General features: G+C 56.7%; 17 protein-coding genes. 13 read left to right on the top strand and 4 right to left on the bottom strand.

Annotation, left to right across the window (positions count from 1 at the left end; translation table 11 throughout):
- Window positions 1-55 precede the first annotated feature (55 nt).
- Genes metG through PORAS_RS01145 form a run of 5 tightly spaced genes read left to right on the top strand, consistent with a single transcriptional unit; the run spans window position 56 to window position 7,004 of the window.
- Entirely contained in the window at window positions 56-2,107 is a 2,052-nt protein-coding gene (metG, locus tag PORAS_RS01165; RefSeq protein WP_013759871.1) for a methionine--tRNA ligase, read from the top strand.
- 12 nt (window positions 2,108-2,119) lie between these two features.
- On the top strand, window positions 2,120-3,286 hold the full coding sequence (locus PORAS_RS01160) for a DegT/DnrJ/EryC1/StrS family aminotransferase (protein WP_013759870.1): 1,167 nt from the start codon (window positions 2,120-2,122) through the stop codon (window positions 3,284-3,286).
- A 20-nt stretch (window positions 3,287-3,306) separates the two neighbouring features.
- Window positions 3,307-4,389: a Gfo/Idh/MocA family protein gene (locus tag PORAS_RS01155; RefSeq protein ID WP_013759869.1), complete on the top strand. Its 1,083-nt coding sequence runs from the start codon at window positions 3,307-3,309 to the stop codon at window positions 4,387-4,389.
- A gap of 22 nt (window positions 4,390-4,411) precedes the next feature.
- A complete protein-coding gene (locus PORAS_RS01150; RefSeq protein WP_013759868.1) occupies window positions 4,412-6,169 on the top strand; it encodes a bifunctional metallophosphatase/5'-nucleotidase in 1,758 nt (585 codons plus the stop codon).
- Between the two features lie 43 nt (window positions 6,170-6,212).
- Window positions 6,213-7,004, top strand: coding sequence for a 3'-5' exonuclease (locus tag PORAS_RS01145; protein WP_013759867.1), 792 nt, complete (start codon window positions 6,213-6,215; stop codon window positions 7,002-7,004).
- On the opposite strand, the gene PORAS_RS01140 is transcribed toward PORAS_RS01145, so the two are convergent.
- A complete protein-coding gene (locus PORAS_RS01140) occupies window positions 6,971-7,780 on the bottom strand; it encodes an urease accessory protein UreH domain-containing protein (protein WP_013759866.1) in 810 nt (269 codons plus the stop codon). The genes PORAS_RS01145 and PORAS_RS01140 overlap by 34 nt on opposite strands.
- Window positions 7,781-7,809: 29 nt before the next feature.
- On the bottom strand, window positions 7,810-11,295 hold the full coding sequence (gene porU, locus PORAS_RS01135) for a type IX secretion system sortase PorU (protein WP_013759865.1): 3,486 nt from the start codon (window positions 11,293-11,295) through the stop codon (window positions 7,810-7,812).
- 519 nt (window positions 11,296-11,814) lie between these two features.
- Between porU and PORAS_RS01130 the strand changes: the two genes are divergently transcribed.
- The gene (locus tag PORAS_RS01130; RefSeq protein ID WP_013759863.1) at window positions 11,815-14,004 is read left to right on the top strand and encodes a heavy metal translocating P-type ATPase; all 2,190 of its coding nucleotides are present in this window, start codon (window positions 11,815-11,817) and stop codon (window positions 14,002-14,004) included.
- On the opposite strand, the gene ribD is transcribed toward PORAS_RS01130, so the two are convergent.
- Window positions 13,986-15,017 (bottom strand): bifunctional diaminohydroxyphosphoribosylaminopyrimidine deaminase/5-amino-6-(5-phosphoribosylamino)uracil reductase RibD, encoded by a 1,032-nt coding sequence (ribD, locus tag PORAS_RS01125; RefSeq protein ID WP_013759862.1) that lies wholly within the window; start codon window positions 15,015-15,017, stop codon window positions 13,986-13,988. The two genes, PORAS_RS01130 and ribD, sit on opposite strands and share 19 nt — an antisense overlap.
- 19 nt (window positions 15,018-15,036) lie before the next feature.
- Between ribD and PORAS_RS01120 the strand changes: the two genes are divergently transcribed.
- The 7 genes from PORAS_RS01120 to lpxB all read left to right on the top strand — a co-directional run bounded on the left by PORAS_RS01120 (window position 15,037) and on the right by lpxB (window position 21,418).
- Window positions 15,037-15,945: a N5-glutamine methyltransferase family protein gene (locus PORAS_RS01120; protein ID WP_013759861.1), complete on the top strand. Its 909-nt coding sequence runs from the start codon at window positions 15,037-15,039 to the stop codon at window positions 15,943-15,945.
- A 12-nt stretch (window positions 15,946-15,957) separates the two neighbouring features.
- Entirely contained in the window at window positions 15,958-16,455 is a 498-nt protein-coding gene (locus PORAS_RS01115; protein ID WP_013759860.1) for a regulatory protein RecX, read from the top strand.
- A gap of 38 nt (window positions 16,456-16,493) precedes the next feature.
- A complete protein-coding gene (locus PORAS_RS01110; RefSeq protein WP_013759859.1) occupies window positions 16,494-17,231 on the top strand; it encodes a ComF family protein in 738 nt (245 codons plus the stop codon).
- A gap of 143 nt (window positions 17,232-17,374) precedes the next feature.
- Window positions 17,375-18,928 carry a glycine--tRNA ligase gene (locus tag PORAS_RS01105; protein ID WP_013759858.1) on the top strand — a complete coding sequence of 518 codons (1,554 nt, stop codon included), beginning with the start codon at window positions 17,375-17,377 and terminating at the stop codon, window positions 18,926-18,928.
- Window positions 18,918-19,463, top strand: a complete 546-nt coding sequence (locus tag PORAS_RS01100; protein ID WP_004330510.1) for an FKBP-type peptidyl-prolyl cis-trans isomerase — start codon at window positions 18,918-18,920, stop codon at window positions 19,461-19,463. Before PORAS_RS01105 ends, PORAS_RS01100 begins: the two co-directional genes overlap by 11 nt.
- A 34-nt stretch (window positions 19,464-19,497) precedes the next feature.
- Window positions 19,498-20,262, top strand: a complete 765-nt coding sequence (surE, locus tag PORAS_RS01095) for a 5'/3'-nucleotidase SurE (protein WP_004330565.1) — start codon at window positions 19,498-19,500, stop codon at window positions 20,260-20,262.
- A gap of 19 nt (window positions 20,263-20,281) precedes the next feature.
- Window positions 20,282-21,418: a lipid-A-disaccharide synthase gene (gene lpxB, locus PORAS_RS01090; RefSeq protein WP_013759857.1), complete on the top strand. Its 1,137-nt coding sequence runs from the start codon at window positions 20,282-20,284 to the stop codon at window positions 21,416-21,418.
- Window positions 21,419-21,433: 15 nt separating this feature from the next.
- Here lpxB and porT read toward each other — a convergent pair whose 3' ends face one another.
- Window positions 21,434-22,198 (bottom strand): type IX secretion/gliding motility protein PorT/SprT, encoded by a 765-nt coding sequence (porT, locus tag PORAS_RS01085; RefSeq protein ID WP_155811452.1) that lies wholly within the window; start codon window positions 22,196-22,198, stop codon window positions 21,434-21,436.
- Window positions 22,199-22,252 lie beyond the last annotated feature (54 nt).

Raw genomic sequence — 22,252 nt, 5'->3', positions numbered from 1 at the left:
TTGCTACCTTTGCGGTAGTCATCGGCGCTAAGCCGTTAATCATCATAAGAACTTTATGAGTACGCAACAATTCAAACGCACTTTAGTCACTACGGCCCTACCTTATGCCAATGGGCCTGTACATATCGGACACCTCGCAGGAGTCTATGTTCCTGCCGACATATACGTTCGCTACAAGCGCATGAAGGGCGACGAGGTCCTCTTCATCGGCGGTAGCGATGAGCACGGCGTACCTATCGCTATCAAGGCAAAAGCGGAGGGCGTCTCCCCCCAAGAGGTGGTAGATCGCTACCACGCTTTGATCAAGGAGTCGTTCGCTCGCCTAGGCATCGACTTCGACATCTATTCGCGCACCACCTCCGAGACACACGAGAAGACGGCGACCGCATTCTTTACCAAGCTCTACGAGTCGGGCAAGCTGATCGAGCAGACCTCGGAGCAGTACTACGATCCCGAGGCTAAGCAATTTCTCGCAGACCGCTATATCACGGGCACCTGTCCGCACTGCCACAACGAGCGCGCCTATGGCGACCAATGCGAGGCGTGCGGCACCTCCCTCTCGGCGACCGATCTGATCGATCCTCATAGCGCTATCTCAGGAGCTAAGCCTGAGCTACGCGAGACGAAGCACTGGTACCTGCCGCTGGGCGACTACGAGAGCTTCCTCCGCGAGTGGATCCTTGAGGGGCACAAGGAGTGGAAGCCCAACGTCTACGGTCAGTGCAAGAGCTGGCTGGACCTAGGACTACAGCCACGTGCCGTGACGCGTGACCTAGACTGGGGTATCCCCGTACCGCTCCAAGGTGCTGAGGGCAAGGTGCTCTACGTCTGGTTTGACGCGCCTATCGGCTACATATCTAATACGAAGGAGCTCCTCCCCGACAGCTGGCGCACCTGGTGGTGCGACCCCGAGACCCGCCTGATCCACTTCATCGGCAAGGACAACATCGTCTTCCACTGCATCATCTTCCCCGCTATGCTAAAGGCTGAGGGGTCGTTTAACCTGCCAGACAACGTACCCGCCAACGAGTTCCTCAATCTCGAGGGCGACAAGATCTCGACCAGTCGCAACTGGGCGATCTGGCTTCATGAGTATCTCGACGAGATGCCTGGCAAGGAGGACGTACTGCGCTATGTCTTGACGGCCAATGCGCCTGAGACCAAGGACAATGACTTCACATGGCGTGACTACCAAGCACGTAATAATAATGAGTTGGTCGCTATCTACGGCAACTTCGTGAACCGCGCCTTGGTGCTGACGCACAAGTATTTCGACGGCAAGGTGCCTCCGCTGGGTAGTCTCACGGAGATCGATGAGGAGATGCTTCGAGAGGTGGCTGCCATACCAGCAGCGCTAGATGATCAGCTAGAGCACTTCCACTTTAGAGAGGCGCTCAAGACCGCTATGCAGCTGGCGCGCATCGGCAATAAGTACCTTGCGGACACAGAGCCCTGGAAGGTTATCAAGAGCGATCCCGACCGTGTTGCTACGATTCTGCACTTAGCTTTGCAGCTGGTGGGCAATCTGTCGATTGCTTTTGCGCCCTTTACCCCCTTCTCCACACGTCGACTCCTCGCTATGCTACAAGTTGAGGAGGGGGGCTTTGCTTTCTCTCGCTTTGGCGCTACAGACCTACTTCCCGAGGGACATCAGTTGGGCAAGCCCGAGCTGCTCTTTGAGAAGATTGAGGACGAGGTGATCCAGGCGCAGCTCGACAAGCTCGCTGCGATCAAGAAGCTCAACGAGGAGCAGAATCGTCATCCTGAGGCTCTACTGGAAGATGTGCCGTTTGATACATTTACAAAGAGCGATATGCGTGCGGGACGTATCCTAGCTTGCGAGAAGGTACCTAAGGCGGACAAGCTCCTGCGCTTCTCCATCGATGATGGCATGGGCGGGCGAACGATCGTCTCGGGCATCGCTCAGTACTACAAGCCAGAGGAGCTGGTCGGCAAGACCGTTGCTTTCGTTGCGAACCTTCCTGTGCGCAAGATACGTGGCGTCGAGTCGCAAGGTATGATCCTCTCAGTCGAGGACTACAAGACGGGACAGCTGCAGGTGGTCACACTGCCTGACACGATAGCTCCCGGTAGCAAACTGGTCTAGCCCCACAGCGACATGCGCATCCCTCTAGTCAACCTACCCGAAGAACATCTCTACTACCAAGCTGAGCTCGATAGGAGCATCGGGAGGGTTGTCGCCTCGGGCGGCTACATTGGCGGTGAGGAGGTGCGTGCCTTTGAGGCGGAGCTGGCGAATTATCTAGAGCTAGAACCGTGGAGTGTCATCAGCTGTGGCAACGGGAGCGATGCGCTCTTGCTGGCTCTGGCTGCACTAGAGCTGCCCCGGGGTGGCGAGGTAATCGTCGCCACGCACAACTATGTGGCGGCTGCCGAGGCGGTCTGTCATCTAGGACTCCGACCTGTTTGGGCTGACGTGATGCCCTCGCCGAGCAGCAAGGGGCGTGTCTCCTTTCAGATGAATGGTTCGCCAGACTATCTGGAGTCGCTTCTCACCCCTCGTACGGTGGCACTCATAGCGGTCAATATGTACGGTATGCCCTGCCCAGCGGTAGAGCTAGCGGACTTCTGCGAGCAACATCAGATTCCGTGGATTGAGGACAATGCACAGGGGATGGGTGGCTTAGGCGAGATGGCTTCGGGGTGCCTGTGGAGTTCTGTACCGCTAGGCACACGAGGTACGATCGGCACGACGAGCTTCTTTCCGACCAAGCCGCTAGGCTGTATGGGCGATGGGGGCGCAGCTTTCGTACCGCATGACCAGCAGCTGGCGGAGCGTTTGCGCCAACTGGCCAACCACGGTCAGCGCACACGCTACCAGTACGAGCGGTGTGGCTACAACAGTCGTCTCGATGCGCTCCAAGCAGCCGTGCTACGAGTTAAGCTAGGTCACCTGAACGAGGCAAACCGACGACGTAGCGCACTGGCCGACCTCTACGACGAATTGCTGGCCGACCTCCCGATGGTGAGACGTCCGTGGCGTAGTGGGGACCAGCCCGAAGCGCTCTACCTCTACACAATCTGCGTACCCTCTGACAAGCGAGACGGACTACTCAACGAACTACGCACTGCGGGTATCGATGCTCGAGTCTACTACCCGAAGATGCTTCACCAGATAGCGGCTTACAGTGACGGCTCGTCTGAGGCTTCCTGCCCCGTAGCGGAGGAGCTCCAGCAGACGATGCTCTCGCTGCCGATAGCCCCAACGACTACCTCCGAGCAGATTAGCGAGATCTGCGAGCGGATCAGACAATTTCTACTATAAAAGCCTTTCTTCCCCTCACTATGACAGCAAAGCACAACGACCTAGCGACCTCATCGCCTACGCCACTCCATAGCCCCCTTCGCTGGGTAGTCGTGGGGTGTGGACACATTGGCCGCCGACACATGGAGCATATCTCGAAGCATCCGCAGACGCAGTTGGCCGGAATGGTCGACGTGCTCCGCGCTTCGGAGTGTGGCGCTGCGCAGTTTGCCGAGGTTCCCTTTTATCCAAGCGTTGAGGAGCTCCTAGAGCGTGGGGGAGACACCTTCGATGTGGCATCGATCTGCGTTCCCAACGGACTGCACTACCCGATTGCTCTAGAGCTGATCAAGGCGGGCAAGTCGCTCCTCATCGAGAAGCCCGCTGTGCTACACCCCGACGAGGGCGAGGAGTTGATCGCCCTAGCGAAGGCTCACGGCTGTCACCTATATAGTGTCTTGCAAAACCGCTTCACGCCCGTTTCGGCGTGGCTCCACCAGGTGATCGAAAAGAAGCGTCTCGGCAAGCTTTACCAGATCGAGCTGCAGTGTCTCTGGAATCGTGACGAGCGTTACTACCTACCTCGTCGCTGGCATGGCGACCTCAAGCTAGATGGCGGGACGCTCTTCACGCAGTACTCACACTTCCTCGATCTACTGATCTGGTGCTTCGGCATGCCAGAGGTGCAGGGCGGGAGCTTCTACAATTACAATCACCAGACGATGGTAGACTTTGAGGACTCGGGCGTGGTGCAGCTCACCTTCCCGCAAGATACGACGGGACTGCTGACCTACTCGACAGCGGTCTACGGGACCAACTGCGGGGTGCGCCTCACCGTGCTAGGCGAGCGTGGGTGCATCGTCCTCGATGGTCCCTTTATGAACAAGCTAACGCACTGCGTCATAGACGGCTACGACCGCCCCGACCTAGGCGAGAGCGAGCCAGGCAACGCCTACGGAGCCTACAGTGGCTCGGCGCAAAACCATCACTTCGTTATCGACCACACGGCACGCGCTCTGCTGGGAGATCCGACCGCTCAGGCGGTGGAGATAGAGGATGCCCTGCGTGTCGTGCGCCTCATTCGCAGCATCTACCAGTACAACCCTTACCTCTCAGACAAGTAGTCCTAAGAAAGCCCCTCACGCTATGAACCAATTTCAGCATCGTACCCTACTTTATTGTCTCGCTGCGCTCCTCTTGCTGGGGAGCTTTGCTAGTTGCAAAAAGGCAGAGCGAGAGACTCACACAATTCGTATCCTACACACAACCGATGTACACGGCAACATACTGGGCTACGACTTTGTCCAGGACAGCTGTACGCCTAGCGGACTGGCGCGTGTCTCTACCTATGTGACTCAAGTGAGGAAAGAGTTCCCGACGAGTACATTGCTCTTCGACGGAGGTGATGTGCTACAAGGTAATGCGGCGGTCTACTACTCCAACTTTGTCGACACCGTGCGCACGCACTTCGTCTCCGATGCTATGACGCTGCTGGGCTACGATGCAGCCGTCGTGGGCAACCATGATCTAGAGGCTACGCCGAGCGTCTACCATCGCTGGCAACGCGATATGGCGACACCACTGCTGGCCGCCAACATCGTACACAGCGATGGTCCCCTCAAGGGCAAGCCTTACTACTCGCCCTACAGCGTACACACGGTCGACGGGGTCAAAGTTGCTGTTCTCGGGCTGATCACTCCATCCGTGCCAGAGTGGATCCCCCAATCCTCTTATGAGGGGATGACCTTTGCTAGTCCGATCGCTACTGCTCATGTGTGGATTCCTGCGATCCAAGAGCATGTCCATCCCGACCTGCTTATAGTCCTGATGCACTCGGGGCTAGGCGATGAGCAAGGAGGTGAGAACTTTGCCATGCAGTTGGCAAACAGAGTCTCCGGTATCGACCTCATCCTCTACGGACATGATCATCAGGCTAATCAGACGACCGTGCAGAGTCCAGCCGGCTCTACCGTCTTGCTGATCAATCCTGGGAGCCATGCGAGAAACGTGGCGGACGTGACGGTCTCCATTACCAAGCAGGGTGACAAAGTGATCGACAAAAAGCTCCAAGGAGAGATCGTCTCAATGGCTTCCGTACCAGTAGACTCCGCTTTCGTCAGTTATTTCTCAGGCTTTGCCGACACGGTACGAAGCTTTATCGCTGAGCCTATCACACAGCTCACCGAGCCATTAGTAGGGGTGGATGCGCTCTTCGGACCCTCCGCTTATATCTCTCTGCTTCATCAGCTACAGCTAGACTTGAGCGAGGCAGACATCTCCTTCTCCGCACCGCATCGTCTCTCCTTGTCACAGTCTGCTGACACGCTACGGGTACGAAACTTCTTCGACATCTATCCCTATGAGAACTATCTCTACAAGCTGCGCCTCTCAGGGCAAGAGATACAGGACTATCTAGAGTACTCTTACGGCTTATGGTGCGGTCCCGATGCTAGCTCTGGAGAGCATCTGCTCTATCTGAAGGATCAAGCTGATGAGCAACGCTTCCCGACGGTCAATCCGACCTTCAACTTCAGCGCAGCTGCTGGTATTGACTACACGGTTGATCTGCGCAAAGCTCAAGGCGAGCGGGTAACCATCGAGCGTCTGTCTGACGGACGCCCCTTCTCGACCGACAGCGTCTACACGGTAGCGGTCAACTCTTACCGAGCTATCGGTGGCGGAGGGCATCTGACGCAAGGAGCGAAGATTTCGCCCGAAGAGTTGCGCCAGCGCGTCGTTTGGGTTTCGCCTTATGACCTACGCTATCACCTCATCGAGTGGGCAAAAACGCACCAGCCACTCACACCGCCCCGCTACAACAACTGGGCCTTCATCCCTAAAGAGCAAGCTGCGCCAGCGATGGCACGAGATCGCCGCATCATTGAGGAGAGCCTTGATAAGTAAAGAGGGTGCGACCCAATGCCCCTGCCTAAACCTCAACTAGACTATGACTTGGGTTGACCTCCTGCTCCTATTGATCTTAGCTGGTGGCATCACCACCTTCGGTCGTAAGCGACTGCGCAAGCACAATCCCGTCTACAAAGGCGTAGAGCGTGACTTCGCTTCGCATTGTGCGCTCAGTATCGAGGAGTCACCGCTCCTGCAGCTTAGCACAGCACCCGAGGGTGACACGCCCCGCTACCTAGTGGTAGACACCGAGACCGTATGCTACCTGCACGACACGCTCGACGAGACACAGCTCTCCGCTATCGACACCCCACTCCTAGCGAGTCTCTCGTGGCTCCTCCTAGACGAAGAGCTACGCGTCGTACGGAGCGAAGACCATCTCCTGCTCAGTGGCATGCCGATCACCAGCGAAGCAACCGACTACCACCAGCTGACGACCGAGTTTGTCGCAGGGCATGGCGAGCCACCCCAAGCCGTATTAGAGCTATTCCTCAGAGATCTAGAGACTACGCAAATGATTGTGGGGCATAGCCTCGCCTTTCATCTAGCCGTCCTAGCGCACGACCTGCAGCACTACCAGTTGCCCAGTGAGAGCCTGCGGTCCAAGCGAAGCTTCTGCACTATGCGCCAAGGCATCAACTACCTCATCTTGCACTACCAAGCCGATCCTCTACAGACACGCATCAGTCTAGAGACGCTTTACAGCAAGCTCCTGTGGGGTCGCGAGGATCTAGAGATCATCTACCAGCTCAAGTCTCGTCACGACGTGGTCCTCGCCACGCACTGCTTCATCAAGCTCTACAAAGATCCGACCAGTGCCGCCGACTCGTGACCATGCAGCAGGTGAACGAGCGTGATCACAACGCCCATCACAATGAAAAGGAGCGAGACCCCTACATTGAGCCACTTGCGCCACCGCTGCATATCGCCAGCGAATCGCACTAAGCGACTCATCCCCATACGTATCAGCCCATAGACGGGATAAGCGACACTAGCCGTTAGGAGCGCAAAGAGTCCCAAATAGAGCAACCCCATAGCGCCCCCCGCCTGAGCCGTCATAGGCACCAGCATACCGAAGTAGATCAACCCCGTAGCGGGACAGAAGAAGAGAGCCGAGCTAAAGCCTAGCCAGAGAACTCGCCAGCTCCACGCCCCCTGCCGCTCTAGCGGTTGCTTGTGCTCATGATCATGCTCCTCCGCTTGATGCATCGGCTCCGCCTCGTGCTGATGTCCCTCATGATCGTGATGGTCGTGATGATCGTGACGACCGAACAGCCATAGCAGCACTCCCAATAGAATGATTAGCGGTCCCAGCCAATGCTCCAAGCCATACAGGATCTGCTCTTGTAGTTGGAGCGTCTGAATGCTCGTCCTCAAGAGCCAAGCCGAGAGCAACCCGAGCAAGAAGTAGAGCAGCGCACGCCCCAGTGCATAGAGCGTAGCGATCCACCACCCCTGCCGTCTACTCGTCTGTCGCCCCGTCAGAAAGAGCAGCGAGGAAACCACCGTCGCCAGTGGACACGGATTGATTGCCACGAGGAGAGCCATCACCACCACCGCCACAAAAGGCGTTGAACCTGAGACTAGAGCTAAGAGATCGGACTGCATAACGAAACAGATTACTTGGTTAGAGTCTCTTAGCGCACCACAATCTTGCCCGAAGTGTAGGCTGGTACCGAGTCACCCTGCGTCATCCGCAAGCGGTAGATGTAAAGCCCCGGCAGCAAGGTGCCACCCGTCTGTAGCTTAGGCTCCCAGCGTATCAGCGCCGGCGTGTCGTAGCCAGAGCGAGCCACCATCTGTGGCGAGAGCGCAACGAGTGCACCTCGATAGTCGTATAGTTCGATAGTCACATCGACCTCCACGCCTGGCGCATTGTTGTACACCTCCACAATCAGCGGATCATCAGCCGTCAAGACTCCAGGACGAGCACGACTCTCGACCACCGTCGGCGCTTGACCAGCACGCACACGGAAGGCAAAGCTCTGCTCCGTCACATTGTTGCACACGTCCCACACCGTAAAAGTCGCTGTATGATCGCCATCGGGCAGCTCAGGCAGTAGGTAAAGCACCCGTCCCACACCCGCCTCCATCTCAGAGGCGGTGTAGCTGCTGTTGAGGTTAAAAGTCAAGTCCTCACGACCATCCACTACCAGTGTCATGTTGTGCCCTACGCCCGTTCCCGAAAGGTTGATTCCTGAGGCGTCAGCCAGTGTGGCAACGAAGAGTGGCGTCGAGCCGATGGGGTTCTCCATCGAGAAGTTGGGATGACCTAGGTAGAGCTCTCGTATCTCCGGCGGTATCGTATCGACCACGCTGTGCTCTCCTGCTCCGGGCTTGACACAGATCGCATGGCTCACGCCCATCGCTTCGTAAGGCTCGCTACCCTTTGCATCACTGTAAGCATAGAGATTGATCTTGCCATTGCCCCCGCTATAAGGGAGGTCTTTAGGCACCACAAAAGAGAAGTCAAAGCGACCCTCTTTTACCTCAGCGATACCGGCGTAAAGCATCCCCGGGTAGTCCTCAAAGGAGGTAATCTTCTCAGGATCCTTGTCAGGCGCATTGTCAATGTGCGTCTTGACCTGAGCCTTAGCGTCAAAGACCGTCACAAAGAGCCGACCCGTGAAGTCACCCTGCACGACCCCCTGACTGTTCGCCACATAGCCCCGCACCTGGACACTATCCATGGCGTGGAGCGCCACCGCCTCCCCCTCCGAGAGCTCGTCGAGCGATACACCCGCTAGCTCCGTGATGACCGTTTCGTAGGCAGGCATACGAAGGCGCAGAGCCGGGTCACCGAGGAGGAAGAAGTTCAACTTATTCGTCGTATCGGAGCTTATCAGCTCGTTTTTCGCATCACGCATCACGATCCCCATAGGACGCAGGAAGCCATCCTCTTGAGGTGTGAAGAGACTCTCATGTAGCGCTCTATTCATACGCTCATTAGCCAAGTTCATCACTACACGCGTAGTCGTGTAGAGTGCGATAGCCCCACTAGTTGGATTGAGCATAGCCGACTCTCCAGCCGAGGTCTGCGGGTGGTCGTAGTTGGTAAAGTCACAAGTCGCCGTAATCCACACTGGCAAGTGCGGATAGTCAAAGCGCACAATATCCGCCTGCGTCAATATCTGCTCATCGCTCCACGCTGCGGGACCTCCGTGTCCCGTATAGTCTAGGAGGAGTAGCCCCTTCTGAAGCTCGTCCATCAGTTTGCGATGCGCCTCTGGCACTGAGGTACGTCCGCCTACATTCTTGTGCGCATAGGCATCCATATAGACTTTAGAGATCATCAGCTCAGGCTGTAGTCGCTCCATAAGCTGAGCGATACCGTCGGCCTCCGAGAGATGCGAGTATCCATCCATATTGTCCGCGACATAGCAAGCACGCGTACGCCACACGCCTGGCACCTGCTCGCTATCGTAGCGGATTATTTTATCCACTACTGCCTCAGCCTCAGCCAGATTCCGTACCGGCAGACGACCGATACCTACCGAGAGCGTTTGCGCCCCGATACCTACACCACGCTGCCCCTCCGAGAGGAGACCAAAGTAGTCATCCGTCGAGTAGCTGTAGACATTGGTCGAGTTCTCTCCTTGATAAGTCAGCAAGAACTCCGTCAGCTGAAAGTCCCGCGCTCTCCAGTCTTGCGACACCTTACGATTGTCATAAGCACCATCGCCCATTAGGAGCAGCAGCGGGTGATAGCTCCCCGCACCATGCTCCGCCTCGTAGCGCTGCTTATAGTCCCACAGCATCAAGCGATAAGCCGTTGCATCGGGCGTACCGCCATTGTATTCATCAAAAAGCTCTTGCTGCGTCACCACCTGCACCCGCAGCCCCGAGTGCTCTCTGTGGTAAGTGGCCAAGCGCTCCGCAGCGGGGCGCAAAGCCTCCGTCGTAATCATCAGATAGTCCGGCACCGTGTCTAGACGCACCCCTCCGTGAGGAAGCGCCACCACCTGCTCCACAGGGTAAGCATCCGTAAGGGCAAAGAGCGTGTACTCCACAGGACTCCCCGCCCCGTCAGTCACCGCTCCCGTAAAGGTCAAGGCACCTCCCTGCTCTGCTACGGGCAAGCTCGTCACCTGACCTTCGGCCGTACGTCCCCACAGCTGCAGCGCGCTGGCAGAACCTGTCATCCCGATGCGATGCTCTGCGACAGCTCCTGGTTTGGTGGAGAAGTTGCGAAAGGTCAGTTGCCCCTTCCCCCCATACTCTAAGGCAACGGGTGCTACCAGTGATACATAGTCGAGGTAGGCGGGTCGTCCTGCTGGCGAAACTTGTAGTCGTACATCCACGCTCTGACTTGACGCTGGGAGAGCTGTGGCAAAGCGCTTGGCGTGATAGATTCCTGCCAGATAGGTTCTACTTGACGAACCACCCTCACTTAGGTGGACAAAGTCCTTGAAGGTCTCGCTACCCAGTTGCACCGTCAGCTCGAGCGGTTGCTCCTCCGCTGGTAATCCCACGTAGGCCACCGTCAGCTGACCCGTGGCAGAAGGAGTGAGCGGAGCAGGAAGTGCGAGCGGGACTGAAAGTGGCTGTCCGCCGAGTGGTTCGCCAAAAAGTTTACGCCCCGAGGCACGTAGCGAGTGGCGATCCTCCTCATGCACTTCATGCGCCAAGAAGCTCGTCCGCACAGCCGTCTCCGTAGCCTGCTGCGCACCCTGAGACTCGATGCGATGCGCTGGTAGATCCGCACGATCAGTCGCTAGGTAGTACCCCTTATTGCTGTAGATGTTTTGCTGATGGCGGAAGGTCTGCTGCGACAGTTCAGGGATCCACTCAGTCATCCCCATAGCGTAAAAGTAAACCGCCTCATCAGCCACATAGATAGGTACAGGCATGAGCTGCAAACTATTATCCTCTAGCACCTCGCTGAGCATCGCTCCGCCACGCCCGAAGAGACGTACCTCGGCAGGGTTCGCAATGCCCGCCTCGCGCAGCGCCGCAAAGGTCACCTTATGCACGCCCGTACGCGTCACAGAGAGGCGCGCCCAGTGTCCCTCACGGAGCGGTGCATAGTCTGCGGACTGCGCCTCCAACCCCAGCAGCGCCGTAAGCAGCGTGACCAACAGCAGGCAGATGGGTCTGTATATATATAGGAGTCTATGTCTCATAAGTATTCTAATAACGTGGATCTAGCTACTTATAGTATATCCATAGCCGTGATCGATAGTGCAAATATACCACAATCTTCCCTTTGGTCTCGCCACCGCTGCCAAGGGAGATTACATTGAACTATGCGACCTCGCCACAGCGACGATGGATTTGGCATTTCCTACGTAGCTATTTTTGATTCTCCACGTGGAAAATGAAAAATCTCCACGTAGGCGCGAAATAAAACTTCGGAGGAATCAAATGAAACTTCGGAGGAAATGATTCACGCCCACGTGGAGAATAAAAAATAGCCACGTGGAGATTTGAAATTTTCCACGTGGAGGTCATGATATAGCGCCGTAGGACCATCATACGCCACCTCCAGAACTTTTCCAGCACCCTAAGGATTCTTTCCGAGCTATAAATCCTACAACAAAGTCTTTGCTTTTTCGTAAGTTTTGCAACTCAGTAGTAGTTTATTTGTCGTACTTTTGTCTCAGAAAGAGAAGTGACTCTCTTCACTTTTATCTAGACTTACTATGAAACAAACTACCGAATATCTCCCTATCGTTGGCATGCACTGCGCGGCTTGTGCAGCTGCCGTAACGAACAAACTGCAAGGTGTCACGGGCGTCCTAGAAGCTACGGCGCAGATCGACACCCACTCCTTATATATAGTGTACGATGCCGAGGAGATCACGCGCGAGCAGATCGCTGAGCAGGTTGCCTCGCTCGGCTTTTCGCTCATCCTCACGACAGATGAGACCGAGGCGATGAGCCAAGCACTAGAGCAGGAGCGTCGCTCAGCACGTCAGCTCGCGTGGCGTACAGCCATCGGAGCAGCTCTGACCATCGGTATGATGATCTGGATGTACCTGCTCGGAGGTGTGGGCGAGCGTTGGGTCGCTCCGCTAGTGGCGCTGGTGGCGTACCTCTATGTGTCGGGGCCTTTTCACTGGAGAGCCTTGAAGCAACTGAGACGAGGCGTCATGGGTATGGACACATTGGTCTCCCTCAGCACCACTTGCTCCGTCATCGGCTTGCTCCTCGCCTACGGCGCCGAGGGGCATCACCTGCACCTCTACCTAGATGCGCTGGTTATGATCCCCGCTTTCGTACTGATTGGTAAATGGCTCGAGCAGCGGGCTACTGCTTCGACCGCTAGTGCCTTGCGGGCGCTCCTTGACTTGACCCCTCGTGAGGCTTCGCTCGTTGTCGGTGAGGAGACACGCCGTGTACCATTGCAATTGGTTCAGCCTGGGATGACCGTACGGGTACGCCCTGGCGAGGCCATCCCTGTGGATGGGGTGATTACTTCGCAAAGTGTGACTCATATCAACGAGCAGACCATCACGGGTGAGGCAGAGGTCGTGGAGCGTGGCGAGGGTGACAAGGTTTTCGCAGGTACTATCTGCCTCTCCACCGCCATAGAGGTACGTGCCGAGAGCGTTGGTGCTGACACCGCTCTGGGACATATCGTTGCAACTGTGCGCAAGACTTTGGCGGACAAGCCACCACTACGTCTCTTGGCGGATCGGATTGCGCAGTACTTCGTTCCCGCTATACTCTTCCTCGGGGCGCTCACCTTTGCCCTATGGTACTGGGTCGTAGAGCCTGGGGCGCTGGACTTAGCAGCACGCTACGCTATCTCCGTCCTCGTAATCGCCTGCCCTTGTGCTTTGGGCTTAGCCACACCAACGGCACTGACCGTAGCGGTGGGCGAGTCGGCACGAAGGAACATACTCTTTGCAGAAGCCACGGCACTGGAGACGCTGCCTCGTGTCGATGCTTTTCTCATGGACAAGACCGGTACGCTTACCCTGGGAAGTCCCTCGGTCACGGAGCTGCAATGGTTTATCCCTGAGGAGGAGCGTGCCGCAATGCTCTCGCTCATCGTCTCTGCCGAGCAGCATAGTCTACATCCACTGGCGCAAGCAATCGTCGCGTATGGCGAAGCGCAGGGGGCGACGACCAGTGAACTGACCGTCACCGAGCAGCCAGGACAGGGCTTGCTCGTCACGACGCCTGATGGAGAGCTACGCATCGGACGTGCCTCTTGGATTGCCGAGGGTGGCGCTACGTCGATACCGCCTTGCGACCTCACAGGCTCGCTCGTCTATGTGGCTCTGGGAGCCCGTCTTATCGCTATCATAGCCCTCTCGGACACGCTCACACCGCACGCTGCCGAGACTATCGCACAGCTCAAGGCGCAAGGCAAAAAGCTTCTCATGCTTACGGGCGATCGCAAGCCCGAAGCACAGCGCATCGCTCAGCAAATAGGGATCGATACGCTACATGCCGAGCTCATGCCTCAAGACAAAGAGACAATACTCACCTCCCTACAAGATCAGGGCTTGATCGTAGCTATGGTAGGCGATGGCGTCAACGATGGTCAGGCGCTAGCACGTGCCGATGTGAGCATAGCACTCGCGGGAGGCAGCGACCTAGCCACCTCGATGGCGCAGCTGGTCATCTCCAAGCCCGACTTGTCGCTCCTCGTCGAGGCGACTGAGATAGCAAGACAGACAGTACGCACGATCCGCTTCAACTTCCTCTGGGCGCTCCTCTACAACGTGATCGCCATACCGATCGCTGCGGGGCTCTTCACACGGTGGGGCTTGACGATAACGCCCGCCATCGCCGCCGCTGCTATGGCACTCAGCTCCATCTGCGTCGTGGTCAATAGTCTCCTCCTGCAGCGTCGCATCGCTCACCACCGCTCTAAGTGAGGGGCGGGGACGCCTTCGTGTAGCTCGACGGGGGCATGCTCGACGTTGATCTCGTCGTAGAGACCCGCATCGAGGAAACGCTGCTGGACCTGTGCGCCTCCCTCAACGAGGAGCGACTCGATGCCCTGACTATGCAGGAGCGTGAGGAGGTCGCGCACTTCGCCAGTCGTAGCGAGACAGGAGACGTGTGGCGGGTATTGCCCATCTGTTACTTGCTCTAGGAGAGCCGGCGGGAGCAAGAGGATCGTTGGTGCGGAGGCATCTTGCAGCATACGTAGCTCGGGACGAGGCAGACGGCTATGACACCAGAGGAGACGGATCGGCTGACCGCCACTACCCGATCGATTGGTCAGCAGCGGGTCGTCCAGCTCGGCCGTGTGATGACCCACTAAGATAGCATCGTGGAGCGAACGCAGACGATGCACCGAGCGCTGGCGGAGTGGCGAACTAAAGGTATAAGGCGCCTCACTCGCATCGTGACGCAGACGATCGATGTAGTGGTCGGCACTCTCGGCCCACTTGAGCGTGACGTAGGGTCGCCCTAAGGTCTGCGCTACGAGGAAGTGGCGGTTGAGCGCTATCGCTTCTTGCTCCAAGCAACCGATCGAGACTTCGATGCCTGCTTCGCGAAGTCGTGCCACACCTCGTCCATCTACTTTGGCAAAGGGATCTAGCATAGCGATGACCACTCGTGCGGGTCGCAGCTTCGCAAGGAGTTCTGCACAGGGCGGTGTCTTACCGTAGTGAGCGCAAGGCTCCAAGCTTACGTACCAGGTCGCCTTGCCGATAACGCTACGCAGCTCCTCGGGGACGCTACGCCAAGCCATCACTTCGGCATGGGGCGCACCGGCGTAATGGTGGTAACCTTCGCCAATAATCTTATCTTTGTAGACAATTACCGAGCCTACCATCGGATTGGGACTGGTGCGTCCCTGCGCTAAGGCTGCAAGTTGCAAGCAGCGCTGCATATAGATCTGGTCTGATGGGGAGGTTGAGGGTGCTGTATGTTTCATCTAAGTCAAGGTCGCTACAATGAGTGAGGCTATGATAGTTGCTGGTATGACGCTGAGTGAGGCGGCTCTTGCGATAGCGGAGGCGCTGCCTGCTTACTATGCCGAGGCGCGGGAGCGTCGGGCTATGAGCGAGATGCTCCTACAGCATATCACACAGCTCAGTCAGACGAACTATCTGCTTGACCGCAAAGTTAGACAATTGTCCGACACTGAAGCCGTTTGGCTACGGCAGGCGCTCGAGCGACTGGCGCACGATGAGCCGATACAGTATATCTTAGGGGTGGCGCCCTTTGGCTCTTTTGACCTGACAGTCGGTAGGGGAGTGCTCATACCACGCCCCGAGACGGCCGAGCTGTGCGAACTGATCCTCACTCGTCACGCCGCCACGGAGGCTCCGTTGCGGCTCCTCGACGTGGGGTGTGGCTCCGCCTGCATACCTATTTATATAGGTAGTCACCGCCCCGACTGGCAGCTCTATGCGATGGATCAGTCGGAGCAAGCGCTATACTATGCCGCGCAAAACGTTCGTCAGACGGGTGTCGCTGTCCAGCTCTTGCGAGGTGACCTCTTCGATTGGAGCTTAGGAAAAAGCCTCCCCGCCACGCTCCCCCCGATAGATCTTCTGGTGAGCAATCCGCCGTACATTCCCGAATGCGACAAGGCGACGATGCGCCCCAACGTACTCGAGGGAGAGCCTCAGGAGGCGCTCTTCGTACCAGATGCCGATCCGCTCCGCTACTACCGTGCTCTTGCAGCGCTCGTGCCTCAGATCCGCTCGCCTCACGCACCACCCACACTCTACTGCGAGACGCATCACAAGCTGGCACACGAGATAGCAACACTTTGCGAGCGGGCAGGAGCCATTTCGTCAGAGGTGCTCACAGACTTGACCGGTCGAGAGCGCTTTGTACAAGCCACTTTTCAGTAAAAACGAACCACTATGGACACCGAGATACTCAACAAAGCTAAGTACTACTGCGCACGCGCCGAGCGGTCGCCACGCAATCTGCGCCTTTTCCTCATGCGTCGGGAGGTGCCCTCGGACGAGATCGATGAGTACCTTACGCTCCTTGAGGAGGGTCGCTACTACGACCCACAACGCTATGCCGAGAGCTACGCCCGCACACGCTATCGCGACATGAGTCAGGGTCCTCGCAAGATACGTCAAGCGCTGCGTATGCAGGAGGTGCCAACGGAGATCATCGATGCGGTACTACCTGAGATCATCGAAGAGGAGGAGCCCAACTACTCCCTCGCTGAGCTACTCGAGAGCAAGCTGCGTCGCACCTCTGCACGGACGCCTCGCGCCCTCTTTGACAAGATGATGCGCTACGGCGTGGGGCGTGGGTACCAACCGAGCGAAGTGTACGAAGCGCTGCAGGAGGTGCTCCAAGCGATGCGGGAGGAGGAAGAAGAGTCAGAGTCAGAGGAGGTGTAAAGCGTAAAAGCTCCCATACTCTTATGATCCGCAAACCAATGAAACGGCCCACCGCAGGACGCATTGCTCCGCCACCGTCACAGGGCTGGCGGGCAACGGCTTGCGAATCGCTTCTACAGCTTCTCTACCCTCGTTGGTGTCCCGTCTGTCACACGCTTCTCCCGCCGAATGCTCCACCGCTTTGCCTCACCTGCCAAGGTTCGCTGGGTCGCTATCACGAGCGTACGATCGGTGCGCTCGACCGCTTGCGTGGTGCACACCCGATGCCTCGCCGGATCCTGGCTCCCTATCTCTATGCTCGTGACGATGCAATGGCACTGATCGTTCACGATATAAAGTATCACGGCAATAAGCCGCTCGCTAGATACATGGGTCGTCTTATGGGCACGCTCCTACCGCTAGAGCGGGAGCAGATAGACTACATCATCCCTGTACCGCTAACGCCTGACCGTGCACTGGAGCGAGGCTACAATCAAGCGATCCTGCTGGCTGAGGGTATCTCCTCGGTCACAGGCATCCCTTATCTGCCTCGTGCTTTGGCGCGTATACGCTTTCAAGGTAGTCAGACGCACCGAGACCGCACGCATCGCCTAGAGGCTATGCTCGGGAGCTTCACTCTAGGTAGTGAAGTGATCCCCCCAGATAGCCATATCTTACTCCTAGACGACGTCCTCACGACCGGAGCTACTCTCACAGCTGCGCTCAATGCCCTAGCGAACACGCCTCTAGCTCAAGTCTCTGTCGGCGTCTTGGCAGTCGGCACGGCAACGGTTTAGTTGGCCTTTGGCTAGAACAATCAGAACGATCGGAGCTATCAGAGTGATCGGCCCCCTAATCGCTAGCTTCTAATCGCTAACTTCTAAGCTCTAACCTCTTTTTCGTATCTTTGTAAGCATAATACTTAGGACAAGAAATCATTATGGCATCACAAGAAGACCTCTTTAAGAAGATTGTATCCCACTGTAAGGAGTACGGATTTGTCTTCCCCTCATCTGATATTTACGACGGACTGAGCGCCGTCTATGACTACGGTCAGAACGGTGTAGAGCTCAAGAACAACATCAAGCGCTACTGGTGGGAGGCGATGACACGCCTGCACCCTAACGTGGTCGGCATCGATTCGTCTATCTTTATGCACCCAGACATCTGGCGGGCATCGGGACATATAGATGCTTTCAACGATCCTCTGATCGACAATAAAGACTCCAAGAAGCGCTATCGTGCGGACGTCCTCATCGAGGATCAGATCGCTAAGATCGAGGGTAAGGCGCAGAAGGAGATTGATAAGGCACGCAAGCGCTTTGGGGACTCCTTTGACGAGTCTCTCTACCGCACGACCAATCCTCGTGTCAAGGGGTACCTTGATCAGGCTGAGGCTCTGCGACAGCGTATGGCTAAGGCGCTCAACGATAACGACCTCACGGAGCTACGACAGATCATCGTCGACGAGAAGATCGTCTGTCCCATCAGTGGTACGACGAACTGGACGGAGGTGCGTCAGTTTAACCTGATGTTTGCTACCGAGGTTGGTTCGACGGCTGAGGGCGCTTCGACGATTTACCTACGTCCCGAGACGGCGCAGGGGATCTTTGTCAACTACCTCAACGTGCAGAAGACGGGACGCATGAAGCTCCCCTTCGGTATCGCGCAGATCGGTAAGGCTTTCCGCAATGAGATCGTGGCGCGTCAGTTTATCTTCCGTATGCGTGAGTTTGAGCAGATGGAGATGCAGTACTTCGTCCAGCCTGGCACTGAGCTAGAGTGGTTTGAGTACTGGAAGAAGCTGCGCCTGCACTGGCACTACGCTCTAGGCTTCCCACAGAGCGACTACCGCTACCACGATCACGACAAGCTAGCGCACTATGCCAATGCTGCGACCGATATTGAGTACCTCATGCCCTTTGGCTACAAGGAGGTCGAGGGGATTCATAGTCGTACAGACTTTGACCTATCACGCCACGAGGAGTTCTCAGGCAAGAAGCTCCGCTACTACGATCCCGACACGAAGGAGTCTTACGTCCCATACGTCGTGGAGACCAGTATCGGGGTGGATCGTATGTTCCTCTCCGTACTCTGTGGCTCCTACAAGGAGGAGCAGACAGAAAATGGAGAGACTCGTGTGGTCCTCTCACTACCGCCTGCACTAGCACCAGTCAAGCTAGCTGTCCTACCGCTTGTGCGCAAGGACGGGCTAGATGAGAAGGCTCATGAGGTGGTACGTCTCCTGCATCTCGACTTCACCTGCCAGTATGACGAGAAGGATAGCATCGGCAAGCGCTACCGCCGTCAGGATGCTATCGGTACGCCTTACTGTATCACCGTAGACCACCAGACGCTCGAAGACAATACGGTCACCCTACGTGATCGCGACACGATGCAGCAGGAGCGTATCGCTATCTCTGCGCTACACGATCTCATCGCCGAGCGCACCAGTATCAATACCTTACTTAAGAAGATCGAAGATGAAATATAATCTATCCCTGAGAGCCAGCCTTCTAGCGCTGCTCTCACTCCTCCTACTCACAGCTTGCGAAGACCCTATTGATGCCTCCACCCAGTGGCGGATCAATAATGAAAGTTCCTTCAATGAGTACGCCTCTAATGAGGAGTATACCAAAGCCTCCATCGAAGGTTCCTCAGCCTACGTCTATATGAAGTGGCTAGCCCATGGCGAAGGCAAGGAGTACCCCATCGAGACCTCACGCATCAAGTGCCACTACGAGATGCGCCTGCTCGTAGGGGACAAGGTGGTCGACGGTAACTACGGGTCGGAGCGTTCGGCCGAGTTTGCGATCAATCGTGGTCCTAAGAATCAGCTCGTCGAGGGAGCCCGCATAGGTCTCCAGCAGATGGTCGTAGGCGATGAGGCGGAGATCATCATCCCGTGGTACCTAGGCTATGGCGAGAGACGCTCTGGCGAGATCAACCCTTACTCGGCACTGAAGTTTCGTGTCAAGCTCGAGGAGATCATCCCCGAGAGCCAGCGCTCAGCGGTGGCTGAGGACTAAACTTGTCCTACTATAAACCTTAGATCTATACACTATGAAGATACTACTGACTAATGATGATGGCGTCCATGCGCAGGGGATCCGTGAGCTGGCGGAGACGCTTGCCCAGATAGCGACGGTGACGGTCGTCGCCCCCACGGAGCCCCGCTCGGGAGCCTCTTCGCAGATTACCTCCCGCACACCGCTACGGCTCACCTTTATGGAGGAGAGTGCGCAGCTTCCCTATCAGATATACAGTTGCTCGGGTACGCCCGTAGATTGTGTCAAGCTAGCGCTCAACACGCTCTTTGCCTCTGAGCTGCCAGACCTCGTGGTCTCTGGAATCAATCATGGGCGCAACGACGGCATCTGCGCTATCTACTCCGGCACCGTGGGAGCTGCCATAGAGGCCGCCATAGCTCGTATACCCGCAGTCGCTTTCTCGCTCGCTGACCACAGCGACAAGTGCGACTTTAGCGAGGTATGCGCCTTTGCCAAGCATTTCATCCCACAGGTGGTCGAGCATGGACTACCGCATACGACGATGCTCAATGTCAACTTCCCGAAGGCTCCCTCCAAGGGTGTCAAGTGGGCACCACAAGGTACAGGACGCTTCGTCAATGAGTATATGCGTGCCGAGACACCGCACGGCACTCCTGTCTACTGGATGCAGGGCGATCAGGTCGATCCCGATCAGCGTACGGGGACGGATCACTACTGGCTCATCGAGGGCTATGCTACGATCTCACCCCTGCAGATCGATATGACAGATCACCCCTTCCTAGAGCAGGTCGCCCAGCAGTGGCCGCTACATCTCTAGAGCAATACAGAGACAAGCTATGAAATACCTCCTCATAGCTGGCGAGGCCTCTGGCGACGAGCATGGTGCACGGCTCATCGCCTCACTCAAAGCGGTCGATGCGAAGGCCGCTTTTTCCTTTATTGGGGGGGACAAGATGGCGCAGCAGGCGGGTGTAGCCCCACTATACCACTACCGTGAGATAGCGGTCATGGGCTTCACGAGTGTGCTGCGCAGTATGCGCAAGATACGACTAGCTGCACGCCTACTACAAGAGGAGATGCGCTCGAATCTGCCTGATGTCGTCATCCCAATCGACTACGGAGGCTTTAACCTGCGCTACACGCTCCCGATGGCGCATCGTCACGGCGTGCCAGTGGTTTACTACATACCGCCTAAGGTGTGGGCCTCTCGTCGTAGGCGCATCAAGCGTCTCCAGAGCTACACAGATCTCTGCTTGACAATACTTCCCTTTGAGGCGGACTACCTCTCGCAGCGTGGCGTCACGGCCCGCTACGTGGGCAATCCGAGCATACAGAGCGTGGGCAAGCTGCTGGATAGTAATGCTAAGCTATGCGACACCGCACGACCCTATATAGCGCTCCTCCCAGGGAGCCGCGAAGCGGAGATAGCCCGTAACCTACCGATCATGTGCCAAGCGATCGACCTCCTCCCAGCCCCATGGCGCGCAGTCATCGCAGGAGCACCGAGCATCGATCCAGCGTACTACACTCCTTATATAAATGAGCGCATAGAGTTGGTCACCGATGAGACGCTCCCGCTCTTGGCTGGAGCGTCGGCTGCGTTGGTCACCTCCGGGACAGCCACGCTTGAGACAGCGCTCATAGGTACCCCGCAGGTGGTCGCCTACCGCCTCCCCATAGGGTGCTTGGCTCGTTGGGCATTCGACCATCTTCTTCCGATCCGATACTTTTCATTGGTCAACTTGATTGCCGAGTCTCCCGTCGTCGAGGAGCTGCTGGGCGATGCCGTGACAGCGCAGCGACTCGTTCAAGCGCTGAGCCCGCTGCTCGATCGTGAGAGCACAGCTTATCAGACGCAGCAAGCGCAATATCGTATGGTGCGTCAGCGCCTAGAGCCTTCACGCATAGCTTCGCAGGTAGCAGCCGAGAGGATCTACCACGAGTTGTCTACGCAGTGGGAGTCGGAAGAGTAGGGTGTGTCGTCTCGCCTACTCGAAGCAGAAGGTGAGCATGATCATACGTCCTGTGCCACGGCGTAGCGCATTGGTATAGCGCATGCTAGCCCCCTCGTCCAGGTCGGGCCGGTTGTGACGGATCAGGTCAGTAAAGCCAAAATCAAAGCGTAGCTCAGGCGAGAGCTTGAAGTAGCGCAGGTAAATGTCGCACCCTACGCCAAAGGTCCAGCCCGCTGAGAGCGGTGCGAACTGCAAGGGGGCACCCTTTTTCTGACCCATATTGAGCAAGCCGTAGACACCCCCCACGAGGTAGGGGCGGGTGTCGTTGAAGCGCACAGAGCTGTACTTGACCAGTAGTGGCAGCTCGATCTGACTGGTGCGCATCGGCATCGATTCAAAAGCCTCGTCGCCCGTCTCCTCCCAAGTCCTAAAGAGCAGTCGCTGCTCCCCAAAGTGTAGTGTCGGCAGGACCCGTATACTCCAGTCTATATGCGGATTGTAGTTTGCTATGACTCCCACGCTAAAGCCCGGGCTATAGCTAGGCACTGCCGCATAGAGCGTCTGCGCCTCCCCCTCCGTCGGGCCAAGGTTGTCGATGATCAGATCCTCCACATGCACCCCCACATGAAATCCCCAATTGAATCGCCTATGATCCGCATAGGGTCGTGTCATCGGTCTCGCTGTCTGTGCAGAGAGCGTGGTAGCCATCGGCATTATCAGCAGCAGGAGCAAGAGCCCTACCAGCCCATGGCGACGACCTAGTGAATAGGTATGATATGTGCTTACGGTTTGCTTCACAAAAGAGTAATTGACTACGTGTTTCAAACGTCTATCCGACAAAGATATTGTATA

It is taken from the genome of Porphyromonas asaccharolytica DSM 20707, assembly GCF_000212375.1.
GTDB lineage: Bacteria > Bacteroidota > Bacteroidia > Bacteroidales > Porphyromonadaceae > Porphyromonas > Porphyromonas asaccharolytica.
Note: the sequence above shows the minus strand (reverse complement) of the source record. Positions and strands in the feature narration are given on the sequence as shown.

Excerpts from the sequence above, each read along its gene's own strand:
- lpxB (WP_013759857.1), top strand. The coding sequence starts at position 20,282 with ATGAAATACCTCCTCATAGCTGGCGAGGCCTCTGGCGACGAGCATGGT.
- PORAS_RS01160 (WP_013759870.1), top strand. The coding sequence starts at position 2,120 with ATGCGCATCCCTCTAGTCAACCTACCCGAAGAACATCTCTACTACCAA.
- metG (WP_013759871.1), top strand. The coding sequence starts at position 56 with ATGAGTACGCAACAATTCAAACGCACTTTAGTCACTACGGCCCTACCT.
- ribD (WP_013759862.1), bottom strand. The coding sequence starts at position 15,017 with ATGAAACATACAGCACCCTCAACCTCCCCATCAGACCAGATCTATATG.
- PORAS_RS01105 (WP_013759858.1), top strand. The coding sequence starts at position 17,375 with ATGGCATCACAAGAAGACCTCTTTAAGAAGATTGTATCCCACTGTAAG.
- PORAS_RS01155 (WP_013759869.1), top strand. The coding sequence starts at position 3,307 with ATGACAGCAAAGCACAACGACCTAGCGACCTCATCGCCTACGCCACTC.
- PORAS_RS01120 (WP_013759861.1), top strand. The coding sequence starts at position 15,037 with ATGAGTGAGGCTATGATAGTTGCTGGTATGACGCTGAGTGAGGCGGCT.
- PORAS_RS01130 (WP_013759863.1), top strand. The coding sequence starts at position 11,815 with ATGAAACAAACTACCGAATATCTCCCTATCGTTGGCATGCACTGCGCG.
- PORAS_RS01150 (WP_013759868.1), top strand. The coding sequence starts at position 4,412 with ATGAACCAATTTCAGCATCGTACCCTACTTTATTGTCTCGCTGCGCTC.
- PORAS_RS01140 (WP_013759866.1), bottom strand. The coding sequence starts at position 7,780 with ATGCAGTCCGATCTCTTAGCTCTAGTCTCAGGTTCAACGCCTTTTGTG.
- PORAS_RS01110 (WP_013759859.1), top strand. The coding sequence starts at position 16,494 with ATGAAACGGCCCACCGCAGGACGCATTGCTCCGCCACCGTCACAGGGC.
- PORAS_RS01145 (WP_013759867.1), top strand. The coding sequence starts at position 6,213 with ATGACTTGGGTTGACCTCCTGCTCCTATTGATCTTAGCTGGTGGCATC.
- PORAS_RS01115 (WP_013759860.1), top strand. The coding sequence starts at position 15,958 with ATGGACACCGAGATACTCAACAAAGCTAAGTACTACTGCGCACGCGCC.
- surE (WP_004330565.1), top strand. The coding sequence starts at position 19,498 with ATGAAGATACTACTGACTAATGATGATGGCGTCCATGCGCAGGGGATC.
- PORAS_RS01100 (WP_004330510.1), top strand. The coding sequence starts at position 18,918 with ATGAAATATAATCTATCCCTGAGAGCCAGCCTTCTAGCGCTGCTCTCA.
- porU (WP_013759865.1), bottom strand. The coding sequence starts at position 11,295 with ATGAGACATAGACTCCTATATATATACAGACCCATCTGCCTGCTGTTG.